The organism is Microbacterium hydrothermale (assembly GCF_004854025.1).
Lineage (GTDB): Bacteria > Actinomycetota > Actinomycetes > Actinomycetales > Microbacteriaceae > Microbacterium > Microbacterium hydrothermale.
On sequence record NZ_STGM01000002.1, the window covers coordinates 164799 to 178995 of the forward strand.

The 14197-nt window shown below is 72.4% G+C and carries 14 protein-coding genes; 10 read left to right on the top strand and 4 right to left on the bottom strand.

Annotation, left to right across the window (positions count from 1 at the left end):
* The first annotated feature begins 59 nt into the window (after window positions 1-59).
* Window positions 60-467 (top strand): transferase, encoded by a 408-nt coding sequence (locus FB047_RS04420; protein WP_076673580.1) that lies wholly within the window; start codon window positions 60-62, stop codon window positions 465-467.
* A gap of 152 nt (window positions 468-619) precedes the next feature.
* Here FB047_RS04420 and FB047_RS04425 read toward each other — a convergent pair whose 3' ends face one another.
* Window positions 620-1009 (bottom strand): DUF1304 domain-containing protein, encoded by a 390-nt coding sequence (locus FB047_RS04425; protein ID WP_136586004.1) that lies wholly within the window; start codon window positions 1007-1009, stop codon window positions 620-622.
* 34 nt (window positions 1010-1043) lie between these two features.
* Here FB047_RS04425 and FB047_RS04430 point away from each other — a divergent pair, with 34 nt between their 5' ends.
* The 8 genes from FB047_RS04430 (at window position 1044) to FB047_RS04465 (ending at window position 8837) form a co-directional block, all read left to right on the top strand.
* Window positions 1044-1769: a LysR substrate-binding domain-containing protein gene (locus tag FB047_RS04430; protein ID WP_136586005.1), complete on the top strand. Its 726-nt coding sequence runs from the start codon at window positions 1044-1046 to the stop codon at window positions 1767-1769.
* 198 nt (window positions 1770-1967) lie between these two features.
* Complete coding sequence (locus FB047_RS04435) at window positions 1968-3107, top strand: ABC transporter substrate-binding protein (protein ID WP_136586006.1); 1140 nt, start codon at window positions 1968-1970, stop codon at window positions 3105-3107.
* Window positions 3104-4021, top strand: a complete 918-nt coding sequence (locus FB047_RS04440) for an ABC transporter permease (protein WP_136586007.1) — start codon at window positions 3104-3106, stop codon at window positions 4019-4021. Before FB047_RS04435 ends, FB047_RS04440 begins: the two co-directional genes overlap by 4 nt.
* A complete protein-coding gene (locus tag FB047_RS04445; protein ID WP_136586008.1) occupies window positions 4018-4821 on the top strand; it encodes an ABC transporter permease in 804 nt (267 codons plus the stop codon). The genes FB047_RS04440 and FB047_RS04445 overlap by 4 nt, the downstream gene beginning before the upstream one ends.
* Window positions 4818-5927: an ABC transporter ATP-binding protein gene (locus FB047_RS04450; RefSeq protein ID WP_136586009.1), complete on the top strand. Its 1110-nt coding sequence runs from the start codon at window positions 4818-4820 to the stop codon at window positions 5925-5927. Before FB047_RS04445 ends, FB047_RS04450 begins: the two co-directional genes overlap by 4 nt.
* 139 nt (window positions 5928-6066) lie before the next feature.
* Window positions 6067-6795: a glutamine amidotransferase-related protein gene (locus tag FB047_RS04455; protein ID WP_136586010.1), complete on the top strand. Its 729-nt coding sequence runs from the start codon at window positions 6067-6069 to the stop codon at window positions 6793-6795.
* Window positions 6796-6876: 81 nt separating this feature from the next.
* Window positions 6877-7692 (top strand): tryptophan-rich sensory protein, encoded by an 816-nt coding sequence (locus FB047_RS04460; protein WP_136586011.1) that lies wholly within the window; start codon window positions 6877-6879, stop codon window positions 7690-7692.
* A gap of 104 nt (window positions 7693-7796) precedes the next feature.
* On the top strand, window positions 7797-8837 hold the full coding sequence (locus FB047_RS04465; RefSeq protein WP_136586012.1) for a sodium:calcium antiporter: 1041 nt from the start codon (window positions 7797-7799) through the stop codon (window positions 8835-8837).
* 12 nt (window positions 8838-8849) lie between these two features.
* Here FB047_RS04465 and FB047_RS04470 read toward each other — a convergent pair whose 3' ends face one another.
* Both FB047_RS04470 and FB047_RS04475 read right to left on the bottom strand, forming a co-directional pair.
* Window positions 8850-9035 (bottom strand): hypothetical protein, encoded by a 186-nt coding sequence (locus tag FB047_RS04470; RefSeq protein WP_136586013.1) that lies wholly within the window; start codon window positions 9033-9035, stop codon window positions 8850-8852.
* A gap of 62 nt (window positions 9036-9097) precedes the next feature.
* A complete protein-coding gene (locus FB047_RS04475; protein WP_240752620.1) occupies window positions 9098-11227 on the bottom strand; it encodes an alpha-galactosidase in 2130 nt (709 codons plus the stop codon).
* Window positions 11228-11276: 49 nt separating this feature from the next.
* Here FB047_RS04475 and FB047_RS04480 point away from each other — a divergent pair, with 49 nt between their 5' ends.
* Window positions 11277-12395 carry an ROK family transcriptional regulator gene (locus FB047_RS04480; protein ID WP_136586014.1) on the top strand — a complete coding sequence of 373 codons (1119 nt, stop codon included), beginning with the start codon at window positions 11277-11279 and terminating at the stop codon, window positions 12393-12395.
* Between the two features lie 28 nt (window positions 12396-12423).
* Here FB047_RS04480 and treZ read toward each other — a convergent pair whose 3' ends face one another.
* On the bottom strand, window positions 12424-14175 hold the full coding sequence (treZ, locus tag FB047_RS04485; protein ID WP_136586015.1) for a malto-oligosyltrehalose trehalohydrolase: 1752 nt from the start codon (window positions 14173-14175) through the stop codon (window positions 12424-12426).
* Window positions 14176-14197 lie beyond the last annotated feature (22 nt).

Consider the following 14197-nt stretch of genomic DNA (forward strand, 5'->3'; position numbering starts at 1 on the left):
GGCATTCCCCACCCGTTGTCAGACATGTCGGCACACCCGAAGGCCGATCGGAGGGGATCGTGGGAAAGAACTACATCGACATCGAGAACGACCACGGCGAGACGCTGCGATACCGCAAGCACGTCAATGGTCGCGGACTCGTCGCGCACGGCGCGAAGGTCCACCCGTCGGCGCTCGTGGAGAACGGCGCTTACGTCGAACCCGGCGTGCAGATCGCGGCCGGTGTTCGAGTGGGACGCGGCGCCTGGATCGAATCCGACGCCGTCATCGGTCCGGAGGCCCGGATCGAACCGCACGCCCACATCTGCGCGGGAGCGGTCATCGGGGCGGGCGCGCACATCGGCGTCCGCACCCAGGTCGGCCACAACGCGCGCATCGCGGTGGGCTCGCTCATCGGCGACGACGAGATCATCAACGACGGCGAGGCCGTCGCCACCGATCGCCGGGGCCTGCGCCTGGCGGCCTGACCCCCGCCCGATCGGGCATCCATCGACCCGCACGACTCCCCGGAGCGTGCGGGTCTTCGTCGTCTCGGGAGCGTTCGCGCACCGGTCGCCGTCGCGCGCCGGCCCGCGGCATCCGCCCCCTCGGCGGGCGGAGCACTCCGCCGCGCGCGACCTCAGGCGAAGATCGCGAGCACGAGACCGATCAGCGGCAGCGTCCCCTGGATCGCCGCGGGACGCAGGTACTTGCTCCCCGAGGTCACCAACACGAGGGCGGCCGCGAGCATCGACCCGAGCGAGAAGATCAGCAGCGTCCGGCCCGCGACATCCCCGGTGCCGTTCGCGATCCACAGCACGATGCCGATCGCGGCGCCGATGGCGAGGAACAGGTTGTAGAAGCCCTGGTTGTAGGCCATCGGCTTCGTGATGTCGGCCGCCCGCTGGTCGGCGATGCCGAACACCTTCCACGTCTTCGGCTGCGTCCACCGCACGCTCTCGAGCACGAAGATGTAGACGTGCAGCAGGGCCGCGAGCCCCGCGAAGACGAGAGCGAGAATGCCGATCATCCGTTCAGCGTAGCCGCGCGACTAGCCTGGGACCATGGCGAACGGTTCGGGCTCCCGAGGGCGCGGCGGCAGTCCCTCGCGACGCGGTGGACCCGCGCACGCGGCGGCGAAAGGACGCCCACGGCCCACGCCGAAGCCCTCGCGCCGAGCCGAGCCGACGCCTCCCCCCGAACCGCGCGAGTTCCGCCTCGGCGCCGTCCCGGGTGCGACCCCGGGAAAGTGGATCGGCCTGTGGCGCGAGCGCGTCCCGCACGTGACGCTCGAGCTGCGCGAGATCGCGGTGTCGTCGCAGCGCGACGCGCTGACCGAAGTCGACGCCGCTCTCGTGCGCCTGCCCCTGGCGGCCCCCGACGACGCGCACGTGATCGAGCTCTACGACGAGCTCCCCGTGGTGGTGATGGCCGCCGAGTCGCACCTCGCGGCGGCCGACGAACTGACCCTGGCCGACCTCGCGGGCGAGGTCGTGATCGTCCCCGTCGACGACGTGCTGAAGGTGCAGGTGCCGGATGCCGCGCCCCCGGCCTTCTCGTCCCCCCTCGACACCGCGGAGGCCATCGCGACCGTCGCCGCGGGCATCGGGGTCGTGATCGTGCCGATGTCCCTCGCCCGGGCGCACCAGCGGCGCGACGTCGAGCATCGCGTCCTCACCGACGGCCCCCGCTCCACCGTCGCCCTCGCGTGGTTGCGCGATCGCACCACCGACGACGTCGAGACGTTCGTCGGCATCGTGCGCGGCCGGACGGCCCGCTCCTCGCGCTGAGGGACCTCTTCCGCCTCCTCCTCCACCCCGGCGCGGGCTCCCCGCCGCGTCGTCGCTCGTGCGCGATCCGTTCCGCCCTCCGTCGCCCGGAGTTCACGCGGCGCGCTCCGCGCGGTCATGAGAGCCCCATAGGTTCGCTCCGTCTCACGCCGCGGCACAGCCCGCCGGCACTCCCGAGAGATCCGAGAGGAACCCCCCATGTCATTCCCGAGCTTCTCCGCCGGTCGCCCGATCGCCGGGATCGCCCTCGTCACGGTCGCGGCCCTCGCCCTCGCCGGGTGCGCGGGCGGCAGCACGGCCTCCCCCGCCGACGGCGGGACGGATGCCGCGACCGCGACGAGCCTCGCCGACTTCGGCGCCCTGGCCGACCTCGAGACCGCGGCGAAGGCCGAGGGCCAGCTGAACGTGATCGCGCTCCCGCGCACGTGGGCCAACTACGGGGAGATCCTAGACCTCTTCGCGCAGCGCTACCCCGAGATCACCGTCAACGAGCAGTCCCCCGACGTCTCCAGCGCCGAGGAGATCCAGGCGGCGACGGCCAACGAGGGCCTCGACACCGCGCCCGACGTCTTCGACCTGGGACTGGCGGTCGCCCTGCAGAACACCGACCGGTTCGCCGCGTACAAGGTCGAGACCTTCGACGAGATCCCCGACGCGCTGAAGGAGCCCTCGGGGCTGTTCGTCGGCGACTACGGCGGGTACATGTCGATCGGATACGACTCGGCGCGCTTCCCCGCCCCGACCCAGCTGAGCGACCTGCTCAAGCCCGCGTACAAGGGCGCCGTCGCGATCAACGGCGACCCGACGCAGGCGGGCTCGGCGTTCGCCGCCGTGGGCCTGGCGACCGTGCAGAACGACGGCACGCTCGACGACTTCACGCCCGGAATCGACTTCTTCGGCGAGCTCAACGCGGCCGGCAACTTCCTCAAGGTCGACCCCACCGACGCCACGATCGCGAGCGGCGAGACCCCGGTCGTCTTCGACTGGGACTACCTCAACGCCGCGCAGGCCTCCGCCGTCCCCACGTGGAAGACCGTGGTGCTGCCGGGCACGGGCTACGCCGGGTACTACAACCAGGCGATTAACAAGGACGCCCCGCACCCCGCGGCGGCGCGCCTGTGGCAGGAGTTCCTCTACAGCGACGAGGTGCAGAACCTCTGGCTCAAGGGCGGAGCGCGCCCGGCCCGCATGGAGGCGATGACCTCCGCCGGGACGATCGACGAAGCCCTCGCCCAGGCGCTGCCGACCGCCCCCGCCGACACCGTCGTCCCGACGGAGCAGCAGTCGACCACGGCCGGCGAGACCCTCGGACAGAAGTGGGCGACGGCGGTCCAGTGACGGTCCTCGACCAGGTCGTCGCCCCCGCGGTGCCGGAGCCGTCCGCTCCGGCACCGCGGGGCGCGGCGCGTCGCGGGTGGAGCGCGGTCGGCCTGCTGCCGTTCGTCCTCTACATCGCGCTCTTCCTCGCCCTGCCGACGGTCCTCGCGATCGCCTCCGGGTTCGTCGACAAGGCGGGGGTGTTCACGCTCGACAACGTCGCCGCCCTCGGCGACCCGCTGGTGCTCTCGACGTTCGCGAACTCCGCGGTGCTGTCACTCGTGACGTCGGCGGTGGGAGCGGTCGTCGGCGCGCTGGTGTGCTGGGCGATGCTGGGCCTCCCCGAGTCGGGCGCGGTGCGCACGGCTGTCGACGCGGCATCCGGAGTCCTCGCCCAGTTCGGCGGGGTGATGCTCGCCTTCGTGCTCATCGCCGCGATCGGCGCGAAGGGCGTCGTGACCGTGGCACTGGCCGAGCTCACCGGGATCTCTCTGTACGAGAACGGGATGTGGCTCTACGACCTGCCCGGGGTCGCCGTAGCCTACCTGCTGTTCCAGGTGCCGCTCATGATCATCACGTTCATGCCGGCCCTCGCCGCGCTCAAGCCGCAGTGGATGGAGGCGCACCTGACCCTCGGCGGCACGCGCGCCGGGTTCTGGCGTCAGGTCGGGATGCCGGTGCTCGCGCCGTCGTTCCTCGCGAGCCTGCTGCTGCTGTTCGCGAACGCCTTCTCGTCGTACGCGACGGCCGCGGCCCTGGCCAGCCAGGGTTCGCAGATCGTGCCGCTGCAGATCCGCTCGGCGCTGACGAGCGAGACGGTCCTGGGGCGGGAGAACCTCGCCGGAGCCCTCGCCCTGGGCATGATCGTCGTCGTCGCCCTCGCGATGACGCTGTACTCCCTCGTGCAGAGGCGCGCGTCGAGGTGGCGGTCGTGAACCCCCTCGCTCCCCCGCGCGCGGCGCGCTGGATCATCGGCGTCGTCGTGACCGCCGTCGTCGCTGTGCCCTTCGTCGCGACGCTGCTGTTCACGCTCGCGCCCGCGCCCGGCGGCTCGGGCCTGTCGCTGACGCACTGGGCCGGGATCTTCGACCCCGCGAACGCGGCGAAGTACCGTCCGATCTGGACGGGCCTGGGCAACTCGCTCGTGCTCGCCGCCGTGACCGTGGCCCTGGTGCTGTGCCTGTTCACCCCGACGATGGTGCTCGTCGCCCTCGCGTTCCCCCGACTGCGTCGGGTGTTCGAGTTCGTCGCCCTGCTGCCGATCTCGCTCCCCGCGATCGTGCTCGTGGTGGGTCTCACGCCGATCTACCTGCAGATCGGCCGCACCCTCGGAACCGGGGCGTGGACGCTCGCCTTCGCCTACGGCATCCTCGTCCTCCCGTTCGCCTACCGCTCGATCCAGGCCTCGATCGACGCGATCGACGTCACGACCCTGGCCGAGGCGGCGCGCACGCTCGGCGCGGGATGGGGCGCCGTGCTCTTGCGCGTGATCCTGCCCAACCTGCGGTCGGGCCTGCTCGCGGCCTCGCTCATCTCGGTGGCGGTCGTGCTCGGCGAGTTCACCATCGCGTCGCTGCTCAACCGGCAGACGCTGCAGACCGCGCTGCTCGTCGTCAACAAGCAGGACGGCTGGGTCGCCGCCATCTTCACGCTGCTGGCACTCGCGTTCGCGTTCGTGCTGCTGCTCGTCATCGGCCGCGTCGGACGCATCGGCGCCGGAAGGAAGACCTCATGACCACCGCCGACTCCCCGATCCGCGCGCTCCCCGACACCGCCGCGAACGCCCTGCTGAGCGGCGGACGCGAGAGCGCCGGCGTGCAGCTGCGCGGTGTCGTGAAGGACTACGGCACGACCCGCGTGCTTCACGGCGTCGATCTCGACGTCGCCCCCGGGGAGTTCGTCTCGCTGCTCGGGCCCTCGGGCTGCGGCAAGACGACGGCACTGCGCGTCATCGCCGGTCTCGAGAGCGCGAGCGGAGGCGACGTGCGCATCGGCGGACGCGACGTCTCGACCGTGCCGACGAACAAGCGCGACATCGGCATGGTGTTCCAGTCGTACTCCCTCTTCCCCCACCTGCGCGTTCTCGACAACGCCGCCTTCGGCCTGCGGCGCCGAGGGGTCGGCACCGCGCAGGCGCGGCGACGCGCGGGCGACGCCCTCGATCTGGTGGGGCTCGGGCATCTGGCCGATCGCTACGCGCACCAGCTCTCCGGGGGCCAGCAGCAGCGCGTCGCCCTCGCTCGCGCGTTGGTGACCGAGCCGCGCGTGCTCCTGCTCGACGAGCCCCTGTCGGCCCTGGATGCCAAGGTGCGCGTGCAACTGCGCGACGAGATCCGCCGCATCCAGCTGCGCCTGGGGACGACCACCGTCTTCGTCACCCACGATCAGGAGGAGGCCCTCGCGGTCTCCGACCGCGTCGCGGTGATGGGCGCCGGCCGCATCCTACAGGTCGGGAGTCCCGAAGACCTCTACCTGCGCCCGGCCGACGCCGAGGTGGCGGCGTTCGTCGGCGCGTCGAGCCTGGTCCCGGGCGTCGTCGCCGGCGGGACGGTCGAGGTGTGGGGCCGACGCCTTCCCCTCATCGCGCCGGCGCCGGACGGGGCGTGCGAGGTGTTCGTGCGACCGGAGAACATCCGACTCGTCGGAGCGGGCGAGGACGGCGTCGCGGGCGTCGTGGAGCAGAGCACGTTCCTCGGCAGCACCCGCCGTTCGTCGCTGACGACCGAGGACGGCTCGCGCGTGGACGTGCAGCACGGGGCCGACCTCGCGCTGACCGTGGGCGAACGCGTGCGGGTACGGCTGGACGACGTCGCGGTGCTCACGCGCCCGGTCGCCGGCTGAGGGGTCGCGCGGGCGGCATCCTGTCGCCTCCCCGCCACCGGGGCGGGACGGTCGATGCCCCGCCCCGAGCGATCCGCGCGCCGTGTCGCCGTGTGTCCCCTCCGGCGCGGTCTCGGCGGGACGCGCATAGAATCCCTGAGTGACCGCCCCCCTCCTGTACGTCTGCGCGCGCCCTCAGCGGGTCGCGGCGGTGGCGGAGTGGGCGTCGTTCCGCGACGGGTTGGGGGTTCGCGACGACGAGCTCGTGCACCACGACCTCGTGCGCGAGCCGCTCCCGGCCGACCTCGACCGGTTCGCCGCGGTGGTCGTGGGAGGCAGCCCGTTCAACGTCACCGACCCCGACAAGACCGACGAGCAGCGCCGCCTCGAGCGTGACCTCGAGCGCCTCGCCGCCGCCGCGATCGAGGGCCGCACGAGCGCCCTGTTCACATGCTTCGGGATCGGCGTCGTCACGCGCCTGCTCGGCGGCGAGGTCACCCTCGACCACGCCGAGGGCACCGGCCCGGCCGACATCTCGCTCACCGACGCCGGTCGAGAGGACGAGCTCTTCGGCATCCTCCACCCGCGGTTCGAGGCGCTCACCGCCCACAAGGAGGGCACCGCGAGCGTTCCGCCGGGCGCGACGCTCCTGGCCGAGAACGCCGACTGCCCCGTGCAGGCGTATCGGGCCGGCCGGGCGCTGTGGGCGACGCAGTTCCACCCCGAGCCGACCGCCGAGGCCTTCGTCGAGCGCATGACTGTGTACCGGGATGCCGGATACTTCGACGCCGACGCCTTCGACGAGGTCTCCGCGCACGTGCGCACGGCCTCGGTCGAGCAGCCCACGCTGCTGCTGCGGTCGTTCGCCGCGCGCGCCGTCACCGCCTGACCCGGCGCCCCGCGCGGGCAGAGGTCGAGAGGATGTCAAGCCTCCTGCGCCGATTTACCTAGCTTTTCTAGTCTTCTGGGTATGAACGCAACAGCTCAGTGGCGGGGCGCCGACCTCGCGCGCCAGATCGTCGTCCTCTCCGCGGTGTCGTTCATGCTCATCGCGGCCGTGATCGGCGCGGGCGCCTTCGGAAACTCCGCCGTCCAGGACCAGCAGGGCGGTGCTCTCGACACCAACGGGTCGTACCTGGCCCCGGCCGGTCCAGCCTTCTCGATCTGGTCGATCATCTACCTCGGCCTGATCGTCTACGCGATCTGGCAGGCCCTCCCCCGCCAGCGCACGAACCCGCGCCAGCGCGCGCTCGGCTGGCTCATCGCGCTCACGATGACCCTCAACGGTCTCTGGCTCGTCGCGGCGCGCTTCGGCACCCTCTTCCTCACCGTCGTCGTGATCGTGCTGCTGCTCGCCGCCCTCGGCTGGACCTTCCGCGTCGCCGTCGCCACGCGCGAACCGCGCGGCGGAGTCGTCGACTCCGTGCTCATCGACGGCGTCACGGGCCTGCACCTCGGCTGGGTGACCCTCGCCACCGTCGCCAACACCGCCGCGTGGCTCACCACCGTGGTCCCCGCCGAGTGGGAGAACGCGGCGGACGCGATCGGCATCGCCGTGCTGATCGTCGTGGCGCTCATCGGGCTCGCGATCGCGTGGCGCAGCGCGTGGCGCGTGGCCCCCGCCCTCGCCCTCGCCTGGGGCCTCAGCTGGTTGGCGGTCGAACGCTTCGGCGGGGAGCCGCAGAGCGCCCCGATCGGGGTGACGGCGATCATCGTCGCCGTCGTCGTGCTCCTGCCCCCGGCGATCGTCAGCGTGCTGCGCCTGGTGCGCCCGAGCGTCGACTGATCGTTGGCGGGCGGGTCCGAGGGGCACGGGCCGTCCGCCTAACCCTCCGGCGCTCGACGCACAAGAGCATCGGATGCCGCAGCCGTCGGTGGTCTGATCGGGACGTGGATTCGTTGCCCTTCGCCCTGCTCGTCGCCATCTTCGTCGCTGCCGCCGCGGTCGTCTGGATCGCCGGCATCCAGCTGTCGAAGGCGACCGACGTCCTCGACGCGCGGCTGCACCTGGGCAGCGCTCTGGGCGGGCTCATCGTCCTCGCGGTGGCGACGAACCTGCCCGAGATCGCCATCACCGTCTCGGCGGCGGTGGCGGGGAACCTGGAAGTCGCCGTCGGCAACATCCTCGGCGGCATCGCCCTCCAGACGGTCGTGCTGGTCGTCCTCGACGCGTTCGGCAAACGCGGGCGCGGCGTGAAGCCGCTCACCTACCGCGCCGCCTCGCTCACCCTCGTGCTCGAGGGGCTGGTCGTGGTGGCCGTGCTCGCGGTCGTGATCGCCGGAAGTCAGTTGCCCGACGGTCTCGAGGTGCTGCGGCTGACGCCCGACGTGGTCCTCATCGCCGCCCTGTGGATCGTCGGGCTGGTGCTGGTGCAACGCGCCGGAAAGCACCTGCCCTGGCACGAGGACGGTCGCGCCCCCGATGCGAGCCCGAAGCCCGCTCCCGCGAAGAAGAAGATGAGCACGAAGAAGGCCGTGGTGGTGTTCTCGATCTCGGCGCTGGCCACCCTCGTCGCCGGCGTCGTGCTCGAGCGGACCGGTGACGCCGCCTCGTCGCAGATCGGCCTCTCGGGCGTGCTCTTCGGTGCGACGGTCCTCGCACTGGCGACGTCGCTGCCCGAGATCTCGACCGGTCTCCAGGCCATCCGCCAGGGGGACGACAGCCTGGCCATCAGCGACATCTTCGGCGGGAACGCCTTCCTTCCCGTGCTCTTCCTCCTGGCGACGGTGATCTCCGGATCGGCGGTGCTCCCCCGCGCGAACGGGGCTGACATCTACCTCACGGCTCTCGCCGCGCTGCTGACCCTGGTCTACGTGGTCGGCCTGATCTTCCGCCCGCAGCGACGCATCGCCGGCATGGGGGTGGACTCGCTCGTGGTCCTCGTGCTCTACGCCGTGGGGGTCGGCGGGCTCTTCGCGATCTCGGGGTGAGGACGACCGCCCTCAGCCGCGACCGAGGTCGATCTGCCGCTGGATCTCCTCGCGCGCGCGACCGAGCTCGCTGTCGGGACGGTGGCGGGGCGCGCCCCATCCTCCGCCGGAGCGGTTGACCGCGAGGGCGACAAGGAAGGCGACCGCGAGCACCAGAAGGCCTCCGGTCGAGACGGCGGCGACGAGTCCGGCAGTCATGGGGCCTCCTTCGTGAGGGGACTCCTCACGCTCCCAGCCGGTGCGCGCGCCGTCAACCCCGATCACGCGGTGAGCTCGACCACCACCGCCTGCTGGGGGTTCTGGACGGGGGGACGCACCCCGACGACGGCCAGCTGCCGTCCGGTGAGCACGGTGTCGTGGTGCGCCCAGGGCAGCGGCGATTGCGCGGGATCCTGCACGAGTCCGCCCGGTGTGACGAGCCGCACGCGGTAGGCGCGGTCGGGGTCGAGGCCGGGCAGGCGCACGCGCCCCGCGGGAGAGGCGATGAGGGTCTGCGTCTGCGCGATCGTGAAGAACGCGTGGTCGCGCTCGGCCGAGACCACGCCCCGCACGTCGAGACCGGGGTCGGTCGTGTCGACGTTCACGAGGCGTCCGGTCGCCACGAGCGGACGCACGCGGCGCGCGAGCGCCACCCATTCGCCCACGAGGGCTCGATCGTCGTCCGAGAGCGTCGTGAGGTCCCACTCGATGCCGAAGTGCCCGAACAGTGCGACCGCTCCGCTGAACGCGAGCGAGACGGTCCGCCCCGTGGAGTGGACGCGCGGGGTGGTCAGGTGCATGCCCATCATCTCGGGCGGCACGACCAGCGCGGTGTGGCGCTGCGTCTCGAGCCGCTCGACCGGATCGAGGCAGTCGCTCGTCCAGATGCGGTCGGTGCGATCCAGGATGCCGAGATCCACGCGCGCTCCCCCCGAGGCGCAGCTCTCGATCTCGAGGCCGGGGAACGTCGCCTTCAGCTCGTCGATCAGCCGGTACACGGCGAGCGTGTGCGCGTGCACGGCCGAGCCGCCGCCGGGCCCGGTGGCGGCATCCACGAGGTCGCGGTTGTGGTCCCACTTGACGTACGCGATCGGGTAGGCGCGCAGCACCTCGGTCATGCGGTCGCGCAGGTAGGCGTACGCGTCGGGGTGGGCGAGGTTCAGCACCTGCTGCTGGCGGGCGGAGGGCGGCAGTTCATCGCGACCGCGGAGGATCCACTCGGGGTGTGCGCGCGCGACGTCGCTGTCGGGGTTGACCATCTCGGGCTCGAACCACAGACCGAACTCCATGCCGCGCGCGACGACGTGGTCGGCGAGCGGGCTGAGCCCCTCGGGCCAGACGCCCTCGTCGACGTACCAGTCGCCCAGGCCCGCGGTGTCGTCGCGGCGGTGGCGGAACCACCCGTCGTCGAGCACGTACCTCTCCACGCCGATGTCCGCCGCGACGTCGGCGAGCGCGAGGAGCTTCGGCAGCCGGTGGTCGAAGTACACCGCCTCCCAGGTGTTGAGGGTGATCGGCCGGGGACGCCGCGGGTGCTGCGGACGCGCGCGCCAGGTGGTGTGGAAGCGCGCGGCCAGCTCGTCGAGCCCGTCGCCCCACGACCCGTAGACGATCGGGGACGACCCCTCCTCGCCCGGCGCGAGCGAGATCTCGCCCCAGGGCGACATCTCGCCACCCGCGAGAAGGGCCTCGCCGAGGGGGAGGCGCTCGGCGAACACGCGCTGGTTTCCGCTCCAGCCGACGTGGATGCCGTGCACGAGTCCGCTCTCGAACCCGAACCCGGGGCGCCCCGCGGCCAGCAGCAGCGTGGCGTCGGCGCCGGGCCGTCCGCGGCGGCTCTCGCGCAGGTGCGTGCCGTAGGTGAACGCGTGGCGCTGCGCGGAACGCTCGCGCAGGTGCCGTCCCGTGGTGTCGAGGATCTCGGTCGCCTCCCACGGCACGGGGAAGGTGGGCTGCAGCGTCTGAACGACCAGGTCGTCGGAGCCGTCGTTGACGGCCGTGAGCTGCTGGGTGAAGAGCCCCGCGGCATCCACTCGCAGCTCGGCGCGCACACGCAGCGCGCGCTGCTCGTCGACGAGGTGCAGCGTCAGCGCCCCGTCGGAGGAGTCGACGGATGCCAGGGAGACGACCGTTCCCTGCACGACGCCGCCGCGCCCTCCCTCGTATCCCGGTGCGCCCGGCCAGCCGGCCGCCGCGGTCGGGACGATCGTGAGCCGGGGCGTCTGGTCGATCCCGCCCGAGACGCGCTGCGGCTGCGCCGCGACGATCATCGACGTCAGGTCGTCGGCGGAGAGCTCGCCGAGGTCGGGGCCCCAGTGGATGATCGCCGGGGCGGGCTGCGCGGTGAGGTCGACGACGACGCTCGTCCCGCCGCCTCGCAGGTGGACGGCGTGCTGGAGGGGGTGGGGCATGGCATTATTTTTATCACGGAACATATTGCGCGGAGCGAGGGGGTGCTCGATGCTCACCGACACCGAGGCCGCCGTCGCGCGGGAGGTGCTGATCCACGGACCGCTGTCGCGCCGCGCCCTCGCCGCGCGCCTGCATCTGTCCCCCGCGAGCCTGACCCGTCTCGCCCGCCCCCTGCTCGACGCGGGGCTGCTCGTCGAGCGCGACGACGAGGTCGACGGATCGGTGGGCCGCCCCTCGCGCCCCCTCGACATCTCGCCCGCGGCGGGCGCCTTCGTCGGCGTGAAACTCACCGGCGAGCGCCTGTACCTCGCCGTGACCGACATCCGCGCGGAGCTGCTCGACCGGGCCGAACTCCCCCTCGACGACCTCTCCCCCGAGGGGGTCGCCGCCGCGATCGTCGCCGCCGTCGCGGCCGTCGACCGTGACGACGTCCGGGGCGTCGGTGTGAGCCTGGGCGGTCACGTCGCCGACGGGATCGCCGTCGACGCCCCCTTCCTCGGGTGGCGCGGCGTCCCCTTCGCCCGCACGCTCGCCGAACGGCTCGACACCCCGGTCGCGCTCGAGAACGACGTGGTCGCCCTTTCCGAGGCCGAGCGCTGGTTCGGGGTGGGGCGCGGCATCCCCGGATTCGCCGTGGTCACCATCGGGGCGGGCGTCGGTCTCGGTCTCGTCGTCGACGGCCGCACCGTGCGCACGCCCGATGCCGGCATCGGCACCGTCGGCCACCTGACGCTGCGCGCCGACGGACCGGTCTGCGCGCAGGGTCACCGCGGCTGCGCCGATGGCCTGCTGACCACCACCGCGATCGCGGCGCGCGTGTCGACGAGCCTCGGGCGCGAGGTCGGCTTCGACCGGGCGCTCGCGCTCGCGCGGGCGGGAGAGCCCGCCGCTCGCGACGCCTTCGATGACGCGGGCGACGCCCTCGGCACGCTGTGCGCCCTCGCGGCGACCCTGTCGTTGCAGTCCAACGTCGTGCTCGCCGGAGAGGGGATGGACGCCTTCGATCTCCTGCGCGGACGCACGGAGGCGGCGATCTCGCGGATCCGCCCGCCCTCGGCATCCGCCGTCTCGCTCCACCCCGACGACGCCGGCTTCACCGCGTGGGCCCGGGGAGCCGCGGCGGTGGCCATCCAGGCGGCGATGGGCCGCCTTCCGCTCCCCCGCTGACGATCCGCCCCGGTCGGGGCGGGACCGCTCAGAGCGCCGGAGCGACGATCGCGCAGGCTCCCGCAGGCACCGAGAGACCGACGCCGTCGAGCACCACTCCCTCGGCGGTGGCCAGGAGCACGCGCGACCCGGAGGCGACGGATGCCGCGGCCTCGGCATCCGAGAGGTTCACGACCACGACGAGGTCGCCGCGACGCAGCTCGTACACGCGTCCGCCCTCGGCCTCGCGCGCGGCGGCCGAGAGGCCCTCGCGCGAGGGGTCGGTGAGCTCGGGCCGCTCGCGCCGGATCTTCGCCAGCTCGCGGTACAGGCCGAGCAGCTGGGCGTGATCGCCCTCTCCGACCTCGTCCCAGTCGAGCTTCGAGTTCTCGAACGTCGAGGGGTCCTGGGGGTCGGGCACGGAGTCCTCGTCCCAGCCCATCTTCGCGAACTCGGCGATGCGCCCCTCGGCGGTGGCCTTGCCGAGCTCGGGCTCGGGGTGCGAGGTGAAGAACTGCCACGGGGTCGTGGCGCCCCACTCCTCGCCCATGAACAGCATCGGCGTTCCCGGGGCGGTGAGGGTCAACACGGCGGCGGCGGCGAGCCGGTCGTAGCCGAGCGACTGCGACAGGCGGTCTCCGGCGGCGCGATTGCCGATCTGGTCGTGGTCCTGCGCGAAGGTGACGAGGCGCCAGTTCGGCACGTCGCCGGGGATGGGCTTGCCGTGCTTCTCTTCGCGGAACGACGAGTAGGTGCCGTCGTGGAAGAAGCCGCCCTCGCTGACCTTCCGGAACGCGTCCAGGTCGGCGAAATCCTCGTAGTAGCCGATCGTCTCGCCGGTGAGGGCGACGTGCGCGGTGTGGTGCCAGTCGTCCGACCACTGCGCCGTCAGCCCGTAGCCGCCGGCCTCGCGCGGCAGGATGAGCTTCGGGTCGTTCATGTCGCTCTCGGCGATGGTCGTGAGCGGAATGCCGCGGTGCGCCGACAGGGCGTCGGTGCGTTCCGCGATCTCCTGCAGCACGTGCGGCTCGCGGTGGTCGAGCAGGGCGTGCACGGCATCCAGGCGCAGACCGTCGACGTGGTAGTCGCTCATCCACATCAGCGCGTTCTCGACGATGTAGGAGCGCACGGCGTCCTCGTCGAGGTTGACCGAGTCGCCCCAGGTGTTGCGGCTGCCCTCGCGCAGGTACTCCCCGAACTCGGGCAGGTAGTTGCCCGAGGGGCCGAGGTGGTTGTAGACGACGTCCTGGATGACGGCGAGGCCCGCCGCGTGGGCCGCGTCGACGAAGCGCTGGTAGGCCTCGGGGCCGCCATAGCCCTCGTGCACGGTGTACCAGAGCACCCCGTCGTAGCCCCAGTTCCAGGTGCCGTTGAAGCCGTTCACCGGGAGCAGTTCGACGTGGGTCACGCCGAGGTCGACGAGGTGGTCGAGGCGGCCGATCGCGGCATCCAGGGTCCCCTCGGGGGTGAAGGTGCCCAGGTGCAGCTCGTAGATCAGGCCGCCGGCGAGCTGCCGACCCGTCCACGCGTCGTCGTTCCACGCGTAGACCGAGGGGTCGAACCACGCCGACGCCTCGTGCACGCCGCCCGGCTGGCGCCGCGAGCGCGGGTCGGGACGCAGGTCGTCGCCGTCGCCGAGCACGAAGCCGTACCGCTCGCCGTCGGCGAGGTCGACCGGAGCGGTCCACCACCCGTCCGCGGCGGACTCCATCTCGATGTCCTCGACAACGGCATCCCCGCTGTCATCCAGCCGGCGCAGCCGCACCCGCTCCGCCTTCGGTGCCCAGACGTCGATGCTCATGAGGTTTTCCTTTTCGCGTGAG

What these genes read in the sequence shown, in the direction of transcription:
- FB047_RS04425 (WP_136586004.1), bottom strand. Translation starts at nt 1,009, where the DNA reads ATGATCGGCATTCTCGCTCTCGTCTTCGCGGGGCTCGCGGCCCTGCTG.
- FB047_RS04430 (WP_136586005.1), top strand. Translation starts at nt 1,044, where the DNA reads ATGGCGAACGGTTCGGGCTCCCGAGGGCGCGGCGGCAGTCCCTCGCGA.
- FB047_RS04435 (WP_136586006.1), top strand. Translation starts at nt 1,968, where the DNA reads ATGTCATTCCCGAGCTTCTCCGCCGGTCGCCCGATCGCCGGGATCGCC.
- FB047_RS04450 (WP_136586009.1), top strand. Translation starts at nt 4,818, where the DNA reads ATGACCACCGCCGACTCCCCGATCCGCGCGCTCCCCGACACCGCCGCG.
- FB047_RS04460 (WP_136586011.1), top strand. Translation starts at nt 6,877, where the DNA reads ATGAACGCAACAGCTCAGTGGCGGGGCGCCGACCTCGCGCGCCAGATC.
- FB047_RS04470 (WP_136586013.1), bottom strand. Translation starts at nt 9,035, where the DNA reads ATGACTGCCGGACTCGTCGCCGCCGTCTCGACCGGAGGCCTTCTGGTG.
- FB047_RS04475 (WP_240752620.1), bottom strand. Translation starts at nt 11,227, where the DNA reads ATGCCCCACCCCCTCCAGCACGCCGTCCACCTGCGAGGCGGCGGGACG.
- FB047_RS04480 (WP_136586014.1), top strand. Translation starts at nt 11,277, where the DNA reads ATGCTCACCGACACCGAGGCCGCCGTCGCGCGGGAGGTGCTGATCCAC.
- treZ (WP_136586015.1), bottom strand. Translation starts at nt 14,175, where the DNA reads ATGAGCATCGACGTCTGGGCACCGAAGGCGGAGCGGGTGCGGCTGCGC.